17 protein-coding genes and 1 pseudogene are annotated in these 21,258 nt (G+C 57.2%); 10 read left to right on the top strand and 8 right to left on the bottom strand.

Features of this window, described 5'->3' with window-relative positions:
- The first annotated feature begins 68 nt into the window (after positions 1-68).
- Positions 69-803, top strand: coding sequence for a two-component system response regulator RstA (gene rstA / locus MFP24_RS05310; protein WP_249229449.1), 735 nt, complete (start codon positions 69-71; stop codon positions 801-803).
- Positions 800-2,095 (top strand): two-component system sensor histidine kinase RstB, encoded by a 1,296-nt coding sequence (gene rstB / locus MFP24_RS05305; protein ID WP_249229451.1) that lies wholly within the window; start codon positions 800-802, stop codon positions 2,093-2,095. The genes rstA and rstB overlap by 4 nt, the downstream gene beginning before the upstream one ends.
- Before the next feature lies 1 nt (position 2,096).
- On the opposite strand, the gene MFP24_RS05300 is transcribed toward rstB, so the two are convergent.
- From MFP24_RS05300 to MFP24_RS24070, 4 genes are all read right to left on the bottom strand, one after another.
- Positions 2,097-3,110: a LacI family DNA-binding transcriptional regulator gene (locus MFP24_RS05300; RefSeq protein WP_249229453.1), complete on the bottom strand. Its 1,014-nt coding sequence runs from the start codon at positions 3,108-3,110 to the stop codon at positions 2,097-2,099.
- A gap of 75 nt (positions 3,111-3,185) precedes the next feature.
- Positions 3,186-3,515, bottom strand: a complete 330-nt coding sequence (locus tag MFP24_RS05295; RefSeq protein ID WP_249229454.1) for a contact-dependent growth inhibition system immunity protein — start codon at positions 3,513-3,515, stop codon at positions 3,186-3,188.
- Positions 3,484-3,735, bottom strand: coding sequence for an RNase A-like domain-containing protein (locus tag MFP24_RS24075; protein WP_318011316.1), 252 nt, complete (start codon positions 3,733-3,735; stop codon positions 3,484-3,486). The genes MFP24_RS05295 and MFP24_RS24075 overlap by 32 nt, the downstream gene beginning before the upstream one ends.
- Before the next feature lie 22 nt (positions 3,736-3,757).
- Complete coding sequence (locus tag MFP24_RS24070; protein ID WP_318011315.1) at positions 3,758-4,042, bottom strand: hypothetical protein; 285 nt, start codon at positions 4,040-4,042, stop codon at positions 3,758-3,760.
- A gap of 242 nt (positions 4,043-4,284) precedes the next feature.
- Here MFP24_RS24070 and MFP24_RS05285 point away from each other — a divergent pair, with 242 nt between their 5' ends.
- From MFP24_RS05285 to MFP24_RS05260, 7 genes and pseudogenes are all read left to right on the top strand, one after another.
- The gene (locus MFP24_RS05285; RefSeq protein ID WP_249229455.1) at positions 4,285-5,568 is read left to right on the top strand and encodes an MFS transporter; all 1,284 of its coding nucleotides are present in this window, start codon (positions 4,285-4,287) and stop codon (positions 5,566-5,568) included.
- 17 nt (positions 5,569-5,585) lie between these two features.
- Positions 5,586-7,712 carry an alpha-galactosidase gene (locus MFP24_RS05280; protein ID WP_249229456.1) on the top strand — a complete coding sequence of 709 codons (2,127 nt, stop codon included), beginning with the start codon at positions 5,586-5,588 and terminating at the stop codon, positions 7,710-7,712.
- A gap of 191 nt (positions 7,713-7,903) precedes the next feature.
- Positions 7,904-8,116: pseudogene (gene asr, locus MFP24_RS05275) on the top strand (acid resistance repetitive basic protein Asr); the annotation flags it as partial.
- A 59-nt stretch (positions 8,117-8,175) separates the two neighbouring features.
- Positions 8,176-8,520 (top strand): hypothetical protein, encoded by a 345-nt coding sequence (locus MFP24_RS24465; RefSeq protein WP_498366392.1) that lies wholly within the window; start codon positions 8,176-8,178, stop codon positions 8,518-8,520.
- Between the two features lie 106 nt (positions 8,521-8,626).
- Positions 8,627-9,451 carry a trypsin-like serine peptidase gene (locus MFP24_RS05270; RefSeq protein WP_249229458.1) on the top strand — a complete coding sequence of 275 codons (825 nt, stop codon included), beginning with the start codon at positions 8,627-8,629 and terminating at the stop codon, positions 9,449-9,451.
- A 365-nt stretch (positions 9,452-9,816) separates the two neighbouring features.
- Positions 9,817-11,586 carry a sensor domain-containing phosphodiesterase gene (locus tag MFP24_RS05265; RefSeq protein WP_249229459.1) on the top strand — a complete coding sequence of 590 codons (1,770 nt, stop codon included), beginning with the start codon at positions 9,817-9,819 and terminating at the stop codon, positions 11,584-11,586.
- A 42-nt stretch (positions 11,587-11,628) separates the two neighbouring features.
- Positions 11,629-12,471: an EcsC family protein gene (locus MFP24_RS05260; protein ID WP_249229460.1), complete on the top strand. Its 843-nt coding sequence runs from the start codon at positions 11,629-11,631 to the stop codon at positions 12,469-12,471.
- Between the two features lie 48 nt (positions 12,472-12,519).
- On the opposite strand, the gene hrpA is transcribed toward MFP24_RS05260, so the two are convergent.
- From hrpA to MFP24_RS05245, 3 genes are all read right to left on the bottom strand, one after another.
- Positions 12,520-16,416, bottom strand: a complete 3,897-nt coding sequence (hrpA, locus tag MFP24_RS05255) for an ATP-dependent RNA helicase HrpA (protein ID WP_249229461.1) — start codon at positions 16,414-16,416, stop codon at positions 12,520-12,522.
- A gap of 226 nt (positions 16,417-16,642) precedes the next feature.
- Positions 16,643-16,876 (bottom strand): YnbE family lipoprotein, encoded by a 234-nt coding sequence (locus MFP24_RS05250; protein WP_249229462.1) that lies wholly within the window; start codon positions 16,874-16,876, stop codon positions 16,643-16,645.
- 15 nt (positions 16,877-16,891) lie between these two features.
- Positions 16,892-19,480, bottom strand: a complete 2,589-nt coding sequence (locus MFP24_RS05245) for a YdbH family protein (protein ID WP_249229463.1) — start codon at positions 19,478-19,480, stop codon at positions 16,892-16,894.
- A gap of 181 nt (positions 19,481-19,661) precedes the next feature.
- On the opposite strand from MFP24_RS05245, the gene MFP24_RS05240 reads away from it, so the two are divergent.
- Positions 19,662-20,654: a 2-hydroxyacid dehydrogenase gene (locus MFP24_RS05240; protein WP_249229464.1), complete on the top strand. Its 993-nt coding sequence runs from the start codon at positions 19,662-19,664 to the stop codon at positions 20,652-20,654.
- Between the two features lie 46 nt (positions 20,655-20,700).
- Here MFP24_RS05240 and MFP24_RS05235 read toward each other — a convergent pair whose 3' ends face one another.
- The gene (locus MFP24_RS05235; protein ID WP_249229465.1) at positions 20,701-20,991 is read right to left on the bottom strand and encodes a putative hemolysin; all 291 of its coding nucleotides are present in this window, start codon (positions 20,989-20,991) and stop codon (positions 20,701-20,703) included.
- Positions 20,992-21,258: the final 267 nt, after the last annotated feature.

Here is a 21,258-nt window from a genome sequence, read left to right as displayed (position 1 = left end):
CATATATGGTAGCGGATTTGCCGACGGACTATGCTGGCGCAAGCAATTTTCGTCATGACGCGGCTACTATGCATAAGATTGTTTTTGTAGAAGACGATGCGGAAGTCGGCAAGCTGATCGCCGCTTATCTCGGCAAATATGATATTGACGTCCGGGTGGAGCCGCGGGGCGATCGCGCGCTGGCGTTTATCGAGCGGCAGCGCCCCGATCTGGTATTGCTGGATATTATGCTGCCGGGGAAAGACGGTATGACCCTCTGCCGCGAGCTGCGGCCGCAGTATAACGGGCCGCTGGTTCTGCTGACCTCCCTCGACAGCGATATGAATCATATTCTGGCCCTGGAAATGGGGGCCGACGACTATATTCTGAAAACCACGCCGCCCGCCGTTCTGCTCGCCCGCCTGCGCCTTCATTTGCGGCAATACGCGGCCGCGGCGCCCGACGCGGCGGAAAAATCCGCGCCTTCGTTGCAGATCCACCGGCCGCTGCATTTTGGCCTGCTGTGCATCGACCCGGTCAACCGCGACGTTACGCTGGGCGACGAGCATATCCTGTTATCCACCGCCGATTTCGATCTGCTCTGGCAACTGGCGACCCATGCCGGGCAGATTATGGACCGTGACGCGCTGCTGAAAAATCTGCGCGGCGTGAGTTACGACGGCATGGATCGCAGTATTGACGTCGCCATCTCCCGGCTGCGCAAAAAGCTCTACGATAACCCGCTGGCGCCGTTTCGCGTCAAAACGGTGCGCAACAAAGGCTATCTGTTCGCGCCCCACGCCTGGCAGTACGCCGCGCCATGAAAAAGCTGTTTATCCAGTTTTTTCTGTTACTGTTCGCCTGTTTTGTGGTGATGACGCTATTGGTCGGGCTGGTGTATAAAGTCACCGCCGAGCGCGCCGGACGGCAATCCATGGACGACCTGATGAAAAGCTCGCTCTATCTGATCCGCAACGAGCTGCGCGCCATTCCCCCGCGCGACTGGCATCGGACCATCAACCGGCTCGATTTAAATCTGTCGTTTAAGCTGCATATCGAGCCGCTGAGTAAATACCGGCTTAATCCCCATGCGCAGCGGCGTTTAACTCAGGGGGAGATTGTCGCCCTCGACGATGAATATACTTTTATCCAGCGCATTCCCCGCAGCCGTTATGTGCTGGCCGTCGGCCCTATCCCCTACCTTTTTTTTCTGCATGAAATCCGCTTGCTGGACCTGATGCTGGTGCTGCTTATCGGTCTGTCGCTGGCGCTGCCGGTATTTCTGTGGATGCGGCCGCACTGGCAGGCGATGTTGAAACTGGAAAGCGCCGCGCAGCGGCTGGGGGACGGGCACCTTGAAGCGCGTACCCACTTCGACAACGCCTCCAGCCTGTTTCGGCTCGGCATCGCCTTTAACCAGATGGCGGATAATCTGAATCAGCTTATCGCCAGTAAAAAACAGCTGATCGATAATATCGCCCATGAATTACGCACGCCGCTGGTGCGTCTGCGCTATCGACTGGCCATCAGCGAACAGTTGACCGACGGGGAACAGCAGGCATTAAATCGGGATATCGGCCAGCTTGAAGCGCTGATCGACGAACTGCTTGCCTATGCCCGGCTGGACCGGCCGCAGGTCGAGCTGCATCTCGCCGGCATCGATTTTCCCGCCTGGCTGCGCGCCAAAGTCGACGATCTCAGACTGCTGCACCCGGATAAGCTCATCACGCTGGATAACGCGCCGGCGGCGGATTTCGGCCTGCTCGATCGGCGCCTGATGGAGCGGGCGCTGGATAATCTGGTCAATAACGGGCTGCGTTTCTGCCGCACGCGCCTGCATATCAGCCTGCGGCGGGACGGCGACAATATGGCCTGTTTAGAGGTTGAGGACGACGGCCCCGGCATTGCGCCGGACGAGCGGGAACATATTTTCGCCCCCTTTATCCGTCTGGACGCGGGAATGGAAAACAGCGGCGGATGCGGGCTGGGACTGGCCATCGTCCAGGCCATCGCCCGCGCGCATGCGGGAACCATCGCCGCGCACGGCAGCACGCTTGGCGGCGCCCGTTTTCGCTTTTGCTGGCCGGTGAAAGTCGCCGCCCCGCCGGCGCGCTGAATTATCGCCGCGGCGGGCAGTCGGTCTCCCCGCGGCCGATCTCCGGCTGCCATAAAACCTGCAGGCGCTGAGGGTCGGCGCCCTGCAGTAGCTCATGGATCATGGCGGCAATCTGTTTACCGACGCTGGTGCGGGTATTCTGCACGATCGGCGTCACGGCGATATCGAGCAGCGTGTCATCCGGCAGGCCGTCATAGGAGATCAGCGATATTCCCCGTTGCCCCAGCAGGCCCGCCTGCTGCAGCGCGCTGGCCGCACCGTCGCCCAGCATATTGCAGTCGGTGATAATCGCCGTTGGCGGCTCCGCAAGCGCCAGCAGGCGACGAGTCGCCTGATAGCCGCCGGGACGGTCGGGTTCCACCTGCTGGATATAATCCGCCGGTTGCGGCAGCGAACGCCCGGCCAGCGCGTCGATATAGCCTTGCCGGCGCTGCTCCACATAAGAAAGCCGGGCGTCGGTGCCCAGAAAGGCGATGCGCCGATGCCCCAACGCCGCCAGTCGCGTTACCGCCATGGCGGAGCCCGCATGGTTATCAAAATCAAACCAGGCGTAGGGTTGGGATAAATTGCTGCGTCCCAGGGCCAGAAAAGGGAATTTCTGCTGCTGCAGATAGTTCAGACGGTGATCTTCCGGCTGGGTATGGGCGACGAGCAGCGCATCCACCCGGCGCGTTTCCACCAGGCGGGTAAGCGAATGGTGAGTATTGTCGGGCTCGTCCGGAATAAGCAGTAAATCGATGCAGAATTTCGCCAGTTCGATGCCGATCCAGCTAATCATCTCGAGAAATGTCGAATTGTTGAGTACCTGCGGCCGCGAAGGATACGCCAGCGCCACCGCGTCGGTTTTCCCCATTTTCAGGCGCCGGGCCAGCGAATTAGGCTGATAGCCCAGGCGCCTGGCGGCTTCCACAATCCGCTCGCGCGTCGCCGCTGCGACATCGTCATAGCCATTCAACGCGCGACTGACCGTGGTGGAGGAAAGCCCCAGTTCGTTAGCGATCTTTTTTAATGACATAGTCAACCCGGCAGCTGATGTGATAAGAACCTGTTCACGATTTTCGAAGCAACAGTTAAAGGAAAGCCAGATCGGCTACCGCTTATCGAGACAGGATTTCACCTTGCTTAAATAGCTTCTCCATGTTTCTCCCCAGGGTTCCGGGCGAAACTGGTTCTCAGCAAGCTCTGACATGATGGCTTCAAGATCTTTATCATCAGGGATACTCAGTAGAGCATCAACTTGTTCGCTAAGCATTTCACAGGAAATATCGTTCACCGTAGCGAAATAGCTTTCCATGATATCTTCGACGCTATCTCCAAAGATCTCAAAATCTTGCCCAAAGAAAACACTCATTAATGTTTTTACCGAAGAGTAATTTTCTTTGTCCTTTTTAGCCCATGAAGGGATAAGCCGTGAGAACATAATAAGGTTTCCCGTTATAAGTTTTTTTCAACAAGACCACTCGCACTCTGGTAATCATTTCTTTGGTTGTACTACCTTGACGAAATCCGTAACCGATAGCGGAACCGGCATTGTATGTCAGTTCCAGCGGATCGGCAGCTTTATTGAAATTCGCCCAGTGGATGATTTTCAGGCGATTGGCTTTTAGGGCCGAACTGAGCACTTTCTCAGCGTCTTGCATGCTATGAAAGGAGGATGAGGATTTAGGTCGCAGTCCGGGTATCCCTACCGGTTATCACCTGATCCGCCGCCGCGTTGATGCTATCTATGCTGTGCGCGCCCACAACAACACAACCGGCTTTTGTCAGCGTGGTGGGTTCTGGTGCCAGACAAAGCGCTCCGGCACCAATAAGCTCAACCGCGCCGAGTGCAACACCTAATCCGCCCAGTAGCCGATTACTAACGGTTTCCGCCTCGGTCACCGTTTTATCCGATAGTACCGCCGCCAGTTGCACTGGCGACATCACGATCTGCAAGCCCTCTTCCATCGCACTTCTCCTTATGCCGCTGAAAAATCATTCAGCCTGATGATAAAAAAATTGCGGCGTTTACGGTACATCATATGTCGTTTATCAAGGTTATTTACCGCCTGATTTTTTAACTCCATCACAGATCCGAAACGTTTAGATTTTAATCCGAAACGTTTCGGATGTATGTTGAGTGAAAGCGTTTCCACACGGCGAAAAGTCCTCCCCGGACCTTGGCGCCATCAGTTACAGTAGAGGTGTTTATGAGCGACGCAAGCGAAGAAAAATCCTATTGGGGAAACCGTAATTTCTGGTTGTTCGGGCTCTTTTTCTTCTTCTATTTTTTTATCATGGCTTCCTACTACCCATTCTTTCCCATCTGGCTGCATGACGTTAATAATTTAAGCAAAACCGACACCGGCATCGTCTTTGGCAGTATTTCGCTGTTTGCCCTGGCTTTCCAGCCGATCATGGGACCGCTATCCGACAAACTCGGCTTAAAAAAGAATCTGATGTGGATTATCGTCGGGCTATTGGTGCTGTTTGCCCCCTTCTTTATTTATATTTTCAGCCCGCTGTTAAAATACAATATTTTTATCGGCGCCCTGATCGGCGGCTGCTATCTGGGCTTTGTCTTTACCGGCGGCTCTCATGCGATTGAAGCCTATATTGAAAAGGTCAGCCGCCACAGTAATTTTGAATACGGCCGCACCCGCATGTTCGGCTGCATTGGCTGGGCGTTGTGCGCCAGCGTGGTGGGCCTGCTGTATAGCGTCAATAATGAATTAATATTCTGGATGGCCTCCGGCTGCGCGCTGGTGCTGGCCGTTTTGCTGTTTTTCGCCCGCCCGGATCAGGAATCCACCGCTTATGTCGTCGATAAACTGGGCGCCAACAAGCCGCCGTTCAATCTGAAAAATGCCGTTGAACTGCTAAAGAAACCGGCCTTGTGGTTCTTTATTCTGTATATCGTCGGCGTGGCCTGTATTTACGATGTGTTCGACCAGCAATTCGCCAATTTTTTCACCACCTTCTTCGCCACCAAACAACAGGGAACGGAGATATTTGGCTTTGTCACCACCGGCGGTGAATTACTCAACGCCACGGTGATGTTTTTCGCCCCGGTGATTATTTCCCGTATCGGCAGTAAGAACGCGTTACTGCTTGCCGGCGCCATTATGTCGGTGCGCATTCTCGGCTCCGCGTTTGCCACCACGGCGGTGGAAGTGGTGGTCCTGAAAATATTGCATATGTTTGAAGTGCCGTTCCTGCTGGTCGGTTCGTTTAAATATATTACCCAGGTATTTGAAGTGCGCTTTTCCGCCACCGTATATCTGATTGGTTTCTGTTTCAGTAAACAGCTGTCGATGATTTTTATGTCCGTCTTCGCCGGACGCATGTACGACAGCATGGGTTTTCAAAATACCTATCTGGTGCTGGGCAGCATCGTCCTGGCGTTCACCATCATTTCAGCCTTCACCCTTTCCGGCCGCGGTGTTGTCGAAAGTATTCGTTCTTATTTCAAAAGCGATAAGCAAATCGCCTAGTTTTCTTTGGAGTCGTTATGAATAATACCTTTGTCAGGTTAGTCAGCCGTCACTCGGATATTGTTTTACGTTGCTATCCCTATGCGGAAATCATTTATTGGGGCCAACACCTGCAAGCCTATCAGCCGGAGGAGATCGCGGCGTTAAACCGCCCGATCGCCAACAGCCGTCTGGATAACGATGCGCCATTGACCCTTTGCCCTGAAAACGGCCGCGGACTGTTCAGCGTGCCGGGCATGGAGGGTAACCGTAACGGTCGGGACTGGTCGCCGGTGTTTACCACCCGCAGCCACCAGCTTGACGACAACGCGCTGACGATTGTCGGCGAGGATGCCGCCGCCGGTCTGCGGCTGGTCAGCGAGCTGCGGCTTTGCCCGGACAGCGGCGTATTGCAAACCCGCAATACGCTGACCAATCTCCGTAGCGGCCTCTACCGGGTCGATCGGTTGGCGGTGACGCTCCCGCTGCCCGAGCGCGCCAATGAAATTATGGCGTTCAACGGCCGCTGGATCAAAGAGTTCCAGCGCCACTCGCTTAAGCTGGAGCACGGCGGCTATATTCAGGAAAACCGGCGCGGCAGAACCTCCCATGAGTATTTCCCCGCGCTGATTGCCGGCAAGGCGGGGTTCAGCGAACAGCAGGGAGAAGTCTGGGGATTGCATCTGGCATGGAGCGGCAATCATCGCCTGCGCGCCGATTGTAAAAGCGACGGCCGTCGCCAGCTGCAGGCCGAAGCGCTCTATTTTTCCGGTGAAATCGCGCTGGACGCCGATCAAAGCGTGACCACGCCCTGGGTGTACGCCAGCTATTCCGCCCGCGGTCTGAACGGCATGAGCGACAACTTTCACCGCTACGTGCGCCGGCACATTATTCCGGCGCTGGCGAACAAGCCGCGCCCCGTTCATCTCAATACCTGGGAGGGGATCTACTTTAACCACGATCCCGGCTACCTCATCCGCATGGTGGAAAACGCGGCTAAAATCGGCATCGAGCGTTTTATTATCGATGACGGCTGGTTTAAAGGGCGCAACAACGACCTCAGTTCGCTGGGGGACTGGTATATCGACGCCGAAAAATACCCTCAGGGGCTGCAGCCGGTGATTGACGCGGTTAGAGATCAGGGTATGGAGTTCGGCATCTGGGTCGAGCCGGAGATGGTCAATCCGGACTCCGATCTATACCGCAATCACCCGGACTGGGTGTTGAAGCTGGACGGCTACCCGCTGCTGGCGGGACGGAATCAGCTGTTGCTCGACCTGTCGAACCCGGCGGTCTATGACTATTTGCTGGAGCGTCTGAGCTGGCTGCTGGGGGAACATAACATCGACTACGTAAAATGGGACTTCAACCGCGAAATGGTACAGCCCGGTCACCAAGGGCATCCCTCGCAGACGCGGCAAACCGAGCGGTTGTATCATCTATTCGACCAGCTCAACGCGCGCTTTCCGGCGGTGGAGTTTGAATCCTGCGCGTCGGGAGGCGGGCGGGTGGATTATGAAATTCTGCAACGCTGCCATCGTTTCTGGCCGTCGGACAGCAATGATGCGCTCGACCGCCTGCAGATCCAGCGCGGAATGAGCTACTTTTTCCCGCCGGAGGTCATGGGCGCGCATATCGGCGGTAATCCCTGCCATACCACGTCCCGCACGCACAGCATCAATTTCCGCGGGCTTACCGCGCTGTTCGGCCATATGGGGGTTGAACTGGACCCGGTGACCGAACCCCAGTCGGCGCAGCAGGCGTTCGCCCGCTATATCGCCCTGTATAAGCAACTGCGCCCCCTGTTGCACAGCGGCACGCTGTTACGCCTCGACCATCCCGACAAGGCCATGCTGGTCAATGCGGTTATCTCCCAGGACCAACGGCAGGCGGTGGTGCTGCTCAGCCAACTGGCCCTGCCGGAATACGCCCTGTGCGGCAGCGTGCAAATTCCCGGCCTGCAGCCCCAGACGCAGTACAAGCTTGAGGTGCTGGACATGCCCGACAGCCTGCGCAAAGAGAGGAATCACACCATGAAGCAATACCCGGCGTGGCTTAAACGGCCGATGACGCTGAGCGGCGACTGGCTGGAGAAGGCCGGCATCGCTCTGCCGATCCTCGATCCCGAGTCGGCCCTGCTGCTGCGGCTTACCGCGCTGAGCTGACGGACGAAGGGGCGGCATCACTCAATCCGGCGCGATAAATTGCGCCGTTTGGGTGATACATAGCCCCGGTTGTACATTCGGTTACACGCCGATACCAATCACTTACGGAACGGCGCGCCCTTTTTCTCTATGCTCTTTTCACCGGCCCGACGCAGGGTCACGAAACCTGAACAAGCCATGAGGAAATGATGATGAATAAAGTATTAGTGATGATTGCGGGTGCGGCTCTGGGTCTCTCTTCCGTCGCCTTTGCCGCCGACACCGCCAGCGGCGCGCCGGCCCCGGCGGCGACATCGTCTGCCCCGGCGAAAACCATCCACCATAAAAAACAGGTGAAAAAAGCCAATACCGCGGAGCAAAAAGCGCAGGCGGCCAAAAAGCAGGTCAAGAAAGCCAAACCGGCGCAACCGTCCACCACCACGCCGGCGGCCTGATAAAGGTTGCATAGGTCCAGCGCCGGGCTATGGCGGTGAAAACCATCTCCGTCGTCCCCGCGGCCCTAGGCGGGGACCTGCAGGCAGATTACCCCCTCCCGGCCTCCCCCTTGTCAGGGGGAGGAGCCAAACTCCCTCCCCTGCTAAGGGGAGGGTTGGGGTGGGGTAAATCACCGCTCCGGCGACGCCTGCTGCTACCCTCCCAGCCTCCCCTTGTCAGGGAGACGCTAACAGATGGTCGGCAAACTCAAACACCCGCGCATCCGGGTGTTTATTTTATGGGATATCGGACGATGCCGCGACGTTACGCCTTTGAAATCATGCTGTCCCTGGTGCTGCTCTGCGGGGTCGTCGCCCTGCTCTTCTTTCTATAGATCATCAGGTTAATCAATCAAAAAAAGTCGTTCCCCCGCCAAATACATCTATAGTTATTTCACGGTTTGTGTGATTACTGACTTTTACTCCAAGGCACAATTTTACATGCGCATATCAGCCTGGTTGCTATGTTCATTATCTCTTGTCCCCCTCTTCAGTTGGGCCGAAGGCGGCGATGTCGACGCGGCGCAACAGCAGCGGATCTTATTTTTCAACCATGACGATCGGGATAGCGTGCCTGACGTCACCCAGTGGCCGTGGCAGGCTATCGGCCAGCTTGAAACCGCCAGTGGAAATCTGTGCACCGCTACGCTTATTTCGCCGCATCTGGCGCTTACCGCCGGACATTGCGTGCTGACCCCGCCCGACGGCAGGCCGGACCGGCCGGTCGCGCTGCGTTTCCTGGCGACGGATAGCGGCTGGCGCTATGAAACCACAGTTCTCGAAGCCCTGGTGAATAAAAAACTGAGTGACCTGCTGGAAGCGGATGGCGATGGCTGGGTGGTTACCCCCGCCGCGGCGCCGTGGGATTATGCTCTCATCCGGCTGGCGCAGACGCCCCCGGATATTACGCCGCTCCCCATGTGGCAAGGGAACCGTCGGGCGTTGATACAAGCCTTGGCGCAAAATAAACATCGCGTTACCCAGGCGGGCTATCCGGAAGATCATCAGAATACGCTGTATCGCCACCAGGACTGCCTTATTACCGGCTGGATTCAGTCTGCTGTGGTATCGCACCGCTGCGATACCCTGCCAGGCGACAGCGGTTCGCCGCTAATATTGCATACGGCCTCGGGATGGGTATTGATGGGGATTCAAAGTTCGGCGCCCGCCGCCGTCGATCGCGATAAGGCGGATAATCGCGCCGTCGCCGTTACGGCAATCCGCCAGGCGCTGGAAACGCTGGCCCAAAAATCGGGGCTCCCCTGAGTAAATATCCGGGGGCCGTTATAAATACCGCGCTGCGAATTAATCATCCGATTGATTAAAATATGGCGCGATGCTTTATTACACCCGGTGAATTAAATCCTATTATCGCGCTTTGATTTATCACTGTTTTCACATAATTTACAAATTCTAAAGATAATTACTCAAGGTGGCGAACGAAAAACTTGACTTGCGTTTTGGTCATGCCAACCATTTCCAGTAACGGCCATTGCTGATTAATTACTATATACATTAATCGGTTATCATCCTCAGAATAGACTATCCTCTTTTTAGCGCCCCATGTTAATGTGTTAATGCAAATTTTATTCTTTATATCGTTATTATTGCGCGGGGAAGGAGGAGCCAGCATGTTGAGCCATTTAAATAATGATGAAAAAAAACGCATGCAGACTCTGGATGCAGTACAGGATCTTGATGCCTCTCAGGATAACATTCTCAACAAGATCACGGCGATGGCCTGCCAGTTACTGCAAATGCCGACGTCATTAGTGACGCTCAGCGGCTCACAGAAGCAACACGTCAAGGCAAAAACCAATTTCGCCTTGAACGAAATGGAAAAAATAGGATCCTTTGATCAATTCGCCGTGCAGACCGGCTGTTTTCTTATCTGTCAGGATGCCTTGCACGATGACAGGTTTAAAAATAGCCCCTACGTTTCAGGGCCGCCCTATATTCGCTTTTATGCCGGAATACCGCTCTTTACCGAAGAAGGTTACGCCATCGGCACCCTGTGCGTTATTGATTATACGCCCCGCACTTTCAGCATGCACCAGCTGCATGCGCTGAAAGATTTAGCCACCATCGCCATGTCGCTGATTAAATACCGTAATGCAATCGGCCTGGTTGATGCGGTCACCATGCTGCCGAACCGCCAGCGGTTGATTGAGGATATTAATCACATAACCGATATCCATGAAAACTACCTGCTAATACTGATCGACAGCATTGATATTTCCTACGCTTACGAAATGGGGCGTGCGCTCGGTATGCCGACGGTGGAAAGCATACTGAAAGATATCGGCATGTTTCTGCGCCTGGCATTCCACTCGCGCGAAAATGTTTACTGCGTCGCCATCGGCCGCTTCGCCCTGTTGGTAAAATCCGACCGAAAAGATCAGGTGCTGGCCAAGCTCGCCACCTGCGCCGACCGCATCCAGGACAGCATTACCAGTCACGTACCCTTGAAACTGGAATTGTTCGTCGGCTATACCGAATTCCGCATCCCGGTCATCGACCCGCAGCGTATCCTGCGTGAGGCCATGAGCGCGCTGCATGACGCCATCGATAATAATATCCGCCAGTGCGCCTACCACGAAGGCAGCGATAAGGCTCAGCAAACCGCGTTTGCCCTGCTCAACGAACTTTCCGACGTATTGCAGCATAACAAGCCCGGTCTGTATCTGGTTTATCAGCCGAAACTGAATATCAAGACCGGCAAAGTCATCGGGGTTGAGGCGCTGATCCGCTGGCACCACCCCGATTTGGGTGAAATATATCCCGACAGTTTTATTCCCCTGGCCGAGGGAACGACGCTGATGCGCCCGCTGACGGAATGGGTGATGAAACAGGCCGCTCAGCAGGTGAATATCTGGCGTCAGGCCGGCGTATTATTTCCCATATCAATTAATGTCGCCGCCAGTAATTTCGCGGAAGACAATTTTATTTCGCGGCTAATTAATATCCTCAATAACCAACAGCTGACCACGGCGGATATTGAAATCGAGTGTGTGGAAACGCAAAAAATAGTGGAAAGCTCCGAGACGCTCGCCACTATTCGGGAGCTGAAACAGCGGGGCTTCACGATTTCACTGGATGACTTCGGCGCCGGTTACAGCAATTTGAGCTACCTGAAAAATATTCCGGCGACCATAATAAAGCTGGATAAATCGCTGATCCAGGATATTAAAACCGATCAGGATAGCCGGACCATCGTTGAGTCAATCATCAGCATGCTGCACAAGCTTAATTATGATGTTCTGGCCGAGGGCGTTGAAAATAAAGAAACGCTGGACTACCTCGCCGAGTTTGGTTGCGATGAGGTTCAGGGCTATTATTTCTCGCGCCCGCTGCCGCCAAAAGATTTTATTTTGTGGCTGAATAGTCGCCAGGTCAGATAGCGCGCCGCCGCTATCTGGTTTTCATCACATCGCGAGATTTCTATGACCATTTTTGATGACCGGCAAGATATAAACGATATCAGACAGGCCATAACCTTGCTGGAAGCCCCCTCCTTAGCCATACAGCTGGCGAATCTGGTTGGCGGCCCCATTGAGTGGAGCATCTCCAAACTGCCTAACTGGGTAAAAAACAAGGTACAGAACGCGGTTCACGCCGCGCTGTATAAATCCGTCGACGCCGCGCTCTATACTCTGGACGACGATCCGCAGCGGGCGTCGTCGCCCAAAACCCATAGGCTGGCCGCCGCCACGTCCGGCGCCGTCAGCGGCTTTTTCGGCGCGGCCGGCTTACTTGTCGAGCTGCCCATCAGCACCACGATTATGATGCGTTCGGTGGCCGATATCGCCCGCAGCGAAGGCTTTTCGCTGGCGGACCTGGCGGTAAAGGCCGCCTGCGTGGAAGTTTTCGCGCTCGGCGGCCGCGCCAAAAGCGATGACGCCGCCGAGTCCGCCTATTATGCCTCCCGCGCGGTGCTGGCGGATATTACCAAACACGCCGCGCGCGAGCTTATTGATATCGCCGGTAAAAAAGGCGCGGAAAAAGCGTCGGCCAGAATCACCACCTCCCAGGCGGGAAGAACGCTGGCCAGAGTGATCGACGCCGTCGCCGCGCGGCTGGGCATTACCATCACTGAGAAAATGGCCGCGCAAATCGTCCCGGTTATCGGGGCGGCGAGCGGCGCGGCCATCAATACCCTGTTTATCAACCATTATCAAAATATGGCGCGGGGACACTTCATCATCAAACGCCTGGAGCAAAAATATGGCGAAGATGAGATCAAGGCGGCCTATATCCGGCTAAAAGAGGAGATTCGGCCGCTCTGATGGGGTGCCAATGGCAATAACCCGCAACGCATAACCCTAAATATAGGGTTATACATCAATTTGCTCCATCGCCTGCAGTACGCGCTTGTCCGATACCGGGAACGGGGTGCCCAACTGCTGGGCGAAATAGCTTACCCGCAGTTCTTCGATCATCCAGCGCACCGCTTTCACGTCCTCGTCGTCGCGGCGCTCCGCCGGCAGCTTGTCGCACCACTGTCGCCACGCCTGCCGCACCTGCTCCACCTTGAGCATCTGCGCCCGGTCGCGGTGCGCATCCTGCGCCAGTTTTTCCAGCCGCCGCTCAATAGCCTGCAAATAGCGCAGCACGTCCGGCAGCCGCCGCCAGCCGTTGGCGGTGACGAAGCCGCGGAACACCAGGCCGTTGAGCTGGCTTTTGATATCGCTCAACGCCAGCGCCATCGACATATCCACCCGGCCCTTCAGGCGCTTATTGATGGCAAACACCGCGGTCAGGATCTGTTCGACCTGCCGGGCGATATCCACCACCGACTCGTTAAGTTCGGCGCGCACCTTTTCATGCAGGCGGCGGAACGCCTCTTCCTGCCACACCGGCCCGCCGAATTCGTCAATCAGCTTATCCACCGCGCAGGCGATGCAGTCGTCAATCAGATCGAGCACTTTGCCGTAAGGATTAAAATAGAGCCCCAGCTTCGCCTTATTGGGCAGTTTCTCATGCAGATACTTGATCGGCGACGGAATATTCAGCAGCAGCAAACGCCGCAACCCCTGCCGCATCGCCTGCTGCTGCTGGCGCGGCGTATCGAATAAACGGATCGCCACGCTCTCTTTTTCGTCCACCAGCGCCGGGTAGGCTTTCACCGAATAGCCGCCGCGCTTCTGCTCGTAGCAGTCCGGCAGCGAACCGAAGCTCCAGAGGTGCAGACCGCTCTGCTCCAGGCCGTCGTCCGCCACCGCGGAGAGGGTTTGCTGCACCTGGTCTTTAAGCTGCTCTTTCAGCGCGGACAGATCCTTTCCCTCCCGCAGGGTACGATTTTTTTCATCCACCACGCGAAATGTCACTTTTAGATGATCGGGCACCTGTTGCCACTGCCACTCGTCGCGCGGCACCGTCACCCCGGTCATCAGCCGAAGTTCGCGCTCCAACGCGTCCAGCAGTCCTCGTTCCAGCGGCGTGGCGCGCGCCAGAAACGCTTCGGCGTAATTGGGCGCCGGCACAAAATTACGCCGCATCGGTTTGGGAAGGGATTTAATCAGCGCAATAACCAGTTCGCGGCGCACGCCGGGGATTTGCCACTCAAACCCCTCTTCCCGCACCTGATTAAGGATCGGCAGCGGGATATGCACCGTCACGCCGTCCGCATCGGTGCCCGGTTCGAACTGATAGGAGAGGCGCAGCTTCAGGTCGCCCTGATGCCAGAAATTGGGGTAATCCAGCGCGCTGATATCGTCCGCCCCGTCCTTGATCAGCATGCTTTTTTCAAAGTTCAGCAGATCGGCATCCTGACGGCCGGCGGATTTCCACCACTGGTCGAAATGGCGGGCGGAAATGATATCGGGCGGCAAGCGCTGGTCATAAAAGGCAAACAGCGTTTCGTCGTCCACCAGAATGTCGCGGCGGCGGGATTTATTTTCCAGCTCCTCAACTTCCGCCAGCAATTTCAGATTGGCGCGAAAAAAGGCGTGACGCGTTTGCCAGTCGCCCTCCACCAGCGCGTGGCGAATAAACAGCTCGCGCGCCAACGGCGGGTCGATCTGGCTGTAGTTCACCTTGCGCGCCGCCACAATCGGCAGACCGAACAGGGTGACTTTTTCCTGCGCCATCACCGCGCCCTGCGCTTTTTCCCAGTGCGGATCGCTGTAGCTGCGCCTGATCAGGTGCTGGGCCAGCGGTTCGATCCATTCGGGATCGATACGCGCGGCGATGCGTCCCCACAGCCGGCTGGTTTCCACCAGTTCGGCGACCATCGTCCATTTGGGCGGTTTTTTAAACAGGCCGGAGCCGGGAAACAGGGCGAAACGGGCGTTGCGCGCCCCGCTGAACTCCTGCTTATCCACGTCTTTCTGGCCGATATGCGACAGCAGCCCGGTCAGCAAGGCGCAGTGGATGCTGCGATAGTCGGCGGGCGCGCTGTTGATCGGCAGCCCCTGCTCCTTCACCACCTGCCGCAGCTGGGTGTAGATATCCTGCCACTCGCGCACCCGCAGATAGTTGAGATATTCGCTGCGGCACAGACGGCGGAACTGGCCGGACGACAGCGCCTTCTGCTGCTCGCGCAGGTAATCCCACAGATTGACGAACGCCAGAAAGTCGGACTCCTTGTCCGCGAAGCGGCGGTGCTTTTCATCCGACGCCTGCTTTTTATCCATAGGGCGCTCGCGCGGATCCTGAATGGACAACGCCGCGGTAATCACCATCACTTCGCGCACACAGCCGGTGTTGCGCGCTTCCAGCACCATGCGCGCCAGGCGGGGGTCGATGGGGAGCTGCGCCAGTTGGCGCCCCTGCGGCGTCAGCTGATAATGGCCGTTTTCCGCCAGTTGGATCGCCCCAAGCTCCTCCAGCAGGCGCACGCCGTCCTGAATATTGCGTTTATCCGGCGCCTCGACAAAGGGAAACGCCGCGATATCCCCCAGCCCCAGCGCGGTCATTTGCAGAATGACCGACGCCAGATTGGTGCGCAGGATTTCCGGATCGGTAAATTCCGGGCGCGACAGGAAATCCTGCTCGGAATAGAGGCGGATGCACACCCCGGCGGCGACGCGTCCGCAGCGCCCTTTGCGCTGATTGGCGGAGGCCTGCGAAATGGCCTCAATCGGCAGACGCTGCACCTTGGTGCGGAAACTGTAGCGGCTGATGCGCGCCGTGCCGGGGTCGATAACATAGCGGATGCCCGGTACGGTCAGCGAGGTTTCCGCCACGTTGGTCGCCAGCACGATGCGGCGGCCGTGGTGCGACTGAAATACCCGGTTCTGTTCCTGATTCGACAGCCGGGCATACAGCGGCAGCACTTCCGTATGGGGTAAAGCCAGCTTGTTCAGCGCATCCGCCGTATCGCGAATTTCCCGCTCGCCGCTCATAAAGATCAGGATATCCCCCGGCCCTTCCCGGCTCAGCTCATCCACCGCGTCAAAAATCGCCTGCAGCTGATCGCGGTCGCCGTCCTCCGCGTCCTCCGCGTCCTCCACCACCGGACGGTAACGCACGTCGACCGGATAGGCGCGGCCGGAGACTTCGATAATCGGCGCGTTGGCGAAATGACGGGAAAAACGCTCGGGATCGATGGTGGCGGAGGTAATAATCACCTTCAGGTCGGGGCGCTTCGGCAGCAGCTGGCGTAAATACCCCATAATAAAGTCGATATTCAGGCTGCGTTCGTGCGCTTCATCGATGATCAGGGTGTCGTACTGCATCAACAGGCGATCCTGCTGGATTTCCGCCAGCAGAATACCGTCGGTCATCAGCTTCACCAGCGTATTGTCGCCCACCCGATCGTTAAAACGAACCTTGTAGCCCACGCTGCCGCCCAGCGGCGTTTCCAGCTCGGTTGCAATGCGCTCGGCCACCGTTCTGGCGGCCAGACGGCGCGGCTGGGTGTGGCCGATCAGCCCGCGCACGCCGCGGCCCAGCTCCAGGCATATTTTCGGCAGCTGGGTGGTTTTACCCGAGCCGGTTTCCCCGGCGACGATGATCACCTGATGGTCGCGCAGCGCCTGCAGAATACGATCTTTTTTCTGGCTGACGGGCAGTTGCTCGGGGTAACTGACGGCGGGGCGGGCGGCGCGGCGGTTTTCCACTTTCTGGCGGGCGATGGCGATCTCACCTTCGATCTCCTGGGCGATGGCGGCCTGCGCCTGCGGCGCGCCCACTTTCGCCGCTCCCTGTAAGCGGCGCTGCAGACGTTGTCGATCGCGGAGCATTACCTCGCTTAACTGCGAAGATAATGCGTCGAGAGGTGATTTCACGTTGTCATTCCTTAATGCTTGTTGCTATGGCGGCGGTGGGAACGCCTTTATTTTTCGGCGGGCATGGTAGCACATCGGCGGCGATGGCTCTAACCGCGGGCGATGAACCCTTATTCAATAAAATTGAACGATGTGCTCGAAATATTGCCCTTTCAAGCCATTGATGAGGCGGATAAGATAGCGATCAACATCATTGTTATCCTGCATTACTTTTGTGCTTGGCTGTTTATTGCGCGCCGGTCGGCGCGCTTTTCTTTATCTCTTCGCCCGCCGCGCCGGGTGATTTTTCCAGCAGCTGCGTCGCCTCTTTATCCGCCCGGATATAAATATCATGATCGATTTTAACGTTCATATTGATGGTTATCGGCTCTTTGGGCGCCGCGACTTCTATCCGCGGCACACAGCCCGTCAGTAAAAACAGGACGCCAAAGGTTCCCGATACCGCATAGAGATTTTTCATCATTCCGTCCTGAATTTAGTCATTCGCCTGCCGCTCCAGCGTGTCCTGCAAATTATCGCCGAAACGTAAACTGCGCCATAGCTGGAAAATATTCTCCTGATGGCGGTAGTTAAGTATCACCTGCCGCTCGGCGCTGAGCAGGGGATTTTTCCCCTGAATCTGCGCGTCAAGGGACAGCGCCCCCTGATTATCCAGCTCCACCGTCGCATGGGAGCGGCCGATCTCCAGGTAGCGCAGCCAGCGGATTGCCGCGCCGCTGGCCATATTTTTACTTTCCAGCTCGTCGGCGAACTGCTTATCCAGCCGCAGCGTGAGGAAACGATCGTTGGTGATTCGCCCTCCTTGGATCAGCATTTTCGGGTGGTTGAAATCAAGCGGCAATACCCCGCTCACCCGCCCGGACATCGCCAACTGCTTTATTTTCAGCAGCGGAAACAGTTCGCTGAGCTCCACGCTCTCCACTTTGAACAAAGCCGCTTCCCGCTGCGGCCAGCGCAGGGCGGAAAGCCCGACGTGCCCGCTTAATACGTCCATGGCGGCCTGCGTCATGGTCAGCGGCCTCTGTTCGCTGTAGGGGTAGAAACCTTGCAGATCGACGCTGATATTGGTCATCTTGAACAGATTATCCAGCATATCGATACGCAGCGTGACCGGCTGTTTCACCCCCAGTTGCCACTGCTGATCCTGAAGGCGGTAAGGAAGAATAAAGTTAACGCCGTCGACTTCGCCATCCTGCAGCCACAGCCCGCCGTCTTTCACTACCCAGTGGCCCCCGGCGCGGAACCCTTCCCCGCGCGCCGCGGAAAAGACGGACTGGGCATAAAACCAGCCGCCGCGGATCCTCATTTTCAGGTTGGTGGACAGCAGCGGCTGAAAGACTCGCAGCGGCTGTTGCGGCCACCAGGCGCCGCCGCGCAGCCGTTCGCCATCCCAGCGGCCGCGCAGCGCCACCGGACCAATATCCTGCGCCCGCAGATCTCCCTGCCACAGGAAGTCGCCGGGATCGCGCCCGCGCAGCTTAAGCGTTAAGCGCGACGGGGGAAGATAGCCGCCGTTATTGAACTCCGCCCGTTCGGCGGCAAGCTGCAACGCCCCCTGAAAATCGGCCCCCGCGCGGGCGCGCTGCCAGCGCAGCGGCTCGGTGATAATCAAGCGCGGCCGATGCACCTTCACCAGCCCATAGTTCAGCTGATCCAACCCGCTGGAAAGCTGCTTAATCTCGATAAGGGTATCCTGCCAGCTGCCGCGCCCGGCCAGGTCTCCCCTACTTTGTAGCGGCGGCAGCTGCCCGTTGCCCCAGTAGCGCCACTGCCAGTTTCCCTTATCCGGCCAGAAATCCTGCGCCTTGCCGTCAAGGTGTAGCTTGAAGCTTCCCCAATAGTCGTCCCGCGCCCTGACTATCGCCTGCAAACGGCCGTTCACCCCCGCGGCGCTCACTCGCAGCCCGGCCAGCGGCCAGCGGGCTTCCTCAAGCCGCAGCTGCGGCGCCGGCGTGCCCCAGGCCCGCAGCAGCGCCCCCGGTAAAATAGACAACTCCGGATCCAGCGCCGATCCCTGAATGATGCCCGGCAATGACGCCGTTAACGACAGGTCCGCCAGATTGGCCTGGCCGGTCAGCCGGAAGCGCAGTTCGCTGTTAATCAGCCCCAGATTACCCGGTCCCAGCACCAGCACCGCGTTGGCCTTGCCGTTGTGCCCCTGGGTCAGCATATTTATCCGGGCGTCAATCCGGGTTTTATCCAGCCCCTGACGCCAGTTTTGCAGGGTGAGGGACACCTTGCCGGAGAGCGGCTGCGCGGCGTAGGGCCAGCGCCAGACGCCGTCATTAACCTGAATGGCGTCTTCGCTCAGCCGCCACGGCAACGCCGCCAGGGGTTCGCCGCCGCCGACCGCGTGCAACGCCAGCTCCCCCTGCCGCGCCTGCCAGCGTAGTGTGACGGTAAGCGGGTCCGGCGCCTGTCCGCTATCCAGCTGCGCCTTTAATTCGCCCCGCACCGGCGGCAGCGCCAGGCTATCCGCCAGATCCAGCTCTCCGCCGACCCGCAGGCGGGAATCACCCGCCGGGGTCGCCAGCATGCCGTTGCGCAACGTCAGGTGCCGCTGCTTCAATTCAGCCTGCAAAACCAGCCGCTCCCCCTGATAATACAGCGTTTGCCGCCGGTCGCCGTCGGTCGTCAGGCTCATCCGGCCGGCATACTCCGGCCAGGGGCGCAGGGTGAACGTTTTAATGGCGACCTGCGCGGCGGGCAGGCGCCGCTGCCACTGTGAAAGCAGCGCCGGCGCGGCGTTATCATCCGCAGACAATAGCGGCAGGCAGTCGCTGTCCAGCGTAACGGCGTCCGCCTCGACGTGCCATCGGCCCGACTGCCGCCGCAGCGAGATGTCGCTCACCTCAAGCAGCGAGCAGTCGCCGGCCTGCAGACTAAAACCATCGCTGCGCAGCCCCCCGTCATGCCACTCGGGAGAGGCGTTGAGCGTCAGCGAAATCCCCGACGGCAACCAGGCGTTCAGCAAACGCGGCAACCATTGCGGCAGCGCCCACCATGATGCGACCAACAGCAGTAGCACCAGCGCCAATCCCGTCAGCGAGTATTTTTTAATCATCAGCGGCTATTAAGCATCCTAATTTCATTCAGGCACGTATACAGATCGCGCTCCGTTCTACCATTATGGATTAACTATTTGCTTTTTTTCATTCCCCGGCGGTTACTGTTAGCCGGGCAACAATTTGTCTATTCACTATTTTCTGATAGTTTAACCAGAGGATGTTGCGGAGAAACAGGTTATGAAACTGGCAGTTTACAGTACCAAGCAATATGACCGTAAGTATTTAGAACAGGTCAATCAGCAGTTTGGCTATCAGATAGAGTTTTTTGAATTTATGCTGACCACGCGCACCGCCAAAACCGCGGCGGGCTATCAGGCGGTGTGCATTTTTGTTAACGACGACGGCGGCCGCGAAGTGTTGACCGAACTGGCGGAGCTTGGAGTGAAAACCGTCGCGCTGCGCTGCGCCGGCTTCAATAACGTCGATCTCGACGCCGCCAAAGAGCTGGGGATCAAGGTCGTCCGGGTGCCGGCCTACTCGCCCGAAGCCGTTGCCGAACACGCCGTCGGGATGATGATGTGCCTTAACCGCCGCATTCATCGCGCCTATCAGCGTACCCGCGACGCCAACTTCTCGCTGGAAGGGCTGATTGGCTTTAATATGCACAATCGCACCGCCGGGATTATCGGCACCGGCAAAATCGGCGTCGCCGCCATGCGCATCCTGAAAGGGTTCGGCATGCGCCTGCTGGCGTTCGATCCCTACCCTAACCCGCAGGCGCTTGAACTGGGCGCCGAATATGTCGATCTGAAAACGCTGTACGCCCGTGCGGATGTGATTTCGCTGCACTGCCCGCTGACGCCGGAAAACCATCATCTGCTTAATCAGGCGGCCTTCGCGCAGATGAAAACCGGGGTGATGATCGTCAATACCAGCCGGGGGGGATTAATTGACTCGCAGGCGGCCATTGATGCGCTGAAACAGCAGAAAATCGGCTCGCTGGGCATGGACGTCTACGAAAACGAACGCGATCTGTTCTTTGCCGACAAATCCAACGACGTGATCCAGGACGACGTATTCCGCCGCCTGTCCGCGTGCCACAACGTGCTGTTCACCGGGCACCAGGCATTTCTGACGGAAGAGGCGTTAACCAGTATTTCCCAGACCACGCTGCAAAACCTGCAGCAGATAAGCCGGGACGATGAGTGCCCCAATCTGTTGAATCCCTGAGCCGGCCTGACTGATGACCTGCGGCGGACCGGCGCTGCCGCGGGCGTCAGCCGGCGGGACAAGTTCCGTTCAGCAGCGCCTGTTCGTCGCAGCGCTTACCGTTGGCCAACTGGCAGGTTCCCACGCTGGCGCCGTTCAGCTGCCTTGACGTCGCCATCGTGCCCCCCGCCAGCACACAGTTAACCTCGGCCGGCGTACTGCTCTTTAGCAGCACAATGGAATTTCTGTCGTTATCCGCCGCGGCGCCCTGCCGCTCCGCGGCCGCGTTTTTTTCACCATTACTGCAACCGGCCAGCAGCAGCGCAGCGGCAGCGAACAGCCATTGATACCATTTCATTCTCTGGCTCCAGTACGTTTTTATGATGTGACCTAACTCGTTATCCGGCGTCATTCTATAACGAACGCCGAAATCACATAAAGCAATTATCCCTGGAATTCAAATTTAGCCTATAACCCTGACCATAGGAAAAAGTAATGAAATATTAATTCATTTTCTTTATAGCCAAAAGCCGGCGTTTAATCGCCTCAATGGGTAAAAAATATGTACTTGAAACGGATTGGGAATATATTAATAGGATTCATAAAGTCACAGGTTAATTAATTT

The organism is Brenneria tiliae (assembly GCF_023347575.1).
Classification (GTDB): Bacteria; Pseudomonadota; Gammaproteobacteria; order Enterobacterales; family Enterobacteriaceae; genus Brenneria; species Brenneria corticis.
This window is presented reverse-complemented; position numbering and strand designations above follow the sequence as displayed.

What these genes read in the sequence shown, in the direction of transcription:
- MFP24_RS05295 (WP_249229454.1), bottom strand. Translation starts at nt 3,515, where the DNA reads ATGTTCTCACGGCTTATCCCTTCATGGGCTAAAAAGGACAAAGAAAAT.
- MFP24_RS05270 (WP_249229458.1), top strand. Translation starts at nt 8,627, where the DNA reads ATGCGCATATCAGCCTGGTTGCTATGTTCATTATCTCTTGTCCCCCTC.
- MFP24_RS05235 (WP_249229465.1), bottom strand. Translation starts at nt 20,991, where the DNA reads ATGAAATGGTATCAATGGCTGTTCGCTGCCGCTGCGCTGCTGCTGGCC.
- MFP24_RS05280 (WP_249229456.1), top strand. Translation starts at nt 5,586, where the DNA reads ATGAATAATACCTTTGTCAGGTTAGTCAGCCGTCACTCGGATATTGTT.
- MFP24_RS05240 (WP_249229464.1), top strand. Translation starts at nt 19,662, where the DNA reads ATGAAACTGGCAGTTTACAGTACCAAGCAATATGACCGTAAGTATTTA.
- MFP24_RS05285 (WP_249229455.1), top strand. Translation starts at nt 4,285, where the DNA reads ATGAGCGACGCAAGCGAAGAAAAATCCTATTGGGGAAACCGTAATTTC.
- MFP24_RS05265 (WP_249229459.1), top strand. Translation starts at nt 9,817, where the DNA reads ATGTTGAGCCATTTAAATAATGATGAAAAAAAACGCATGCAGACTCTG.
- MFP24_RS05245 (WP_249229463.1), bottom strand. Translation starts at nt 19,480, where the DNA reads ATGATTAAAAAATACTCGCTGACGGGATTGGCGCTGGTGCTACTGCTG.
- rstA (WP_249229449.1), top strand. Translation starts at nt 69, where the DNA reads ATGCATAAGATTGTTTTTGTAGAAGACGATGCGGAAGTCGGCAAGCTG.
- MFP24_RS05250 (WP_249229462.1), bottom strand. Translation starts at nt 16,876, where the DNA reads ATGAAAAATCTCTATGCGGTATCGGGAACCTTTGGCGTCCTGTTTTTA.
- MFP24_RS24070 (WP_318011315.1), bottom strand. Translation starts at nt 4,042, where the DNA reads ATGGAAGAGGGCTTGCAGATCGTGATGTCGCCAGTGCAACTGGCGGCG.
- MFP24_RS24075 (WP_318011316.1), bottom strand. Translation starts at nt 3,735, where the DNA reads ATGCAAGACGCTGAGAAAGTGCTCAGTTCGGCCCTAAAAGCCAATCGC.
- rstB (WP_249229451.1), top strand. Translation starts at nt 800, where the DNA reads ATGAAAAAGCTGTTTATCCAGTTTTTTCTGTTACTGTTCGCCTGTTTT.
- MFP24_RS05300 (WP_249229453.1), bottom strand. Translation starts at nt 3,110, where the DNA reads ATGTCATTAAAAAAGATCGCTAACGAACTGGGGCTTTCCTCCACCACG.
- MFP24_RS05260 (WP_249229460.1), top strand. Translation starts at nt 11,629, where the DNA reads ATGACCATTTTTGATGACCGGCAAGATATAAACGATATCAGACAGGCC.
- MFP24_RS24465 (WP_498366392.1), top strand. Translation starts at nt 8,176, where the DNA reads ATGGCGGTGAAAACCATCTCCGTCGTCCCCGCGGCCCTAGGCGGGGAC.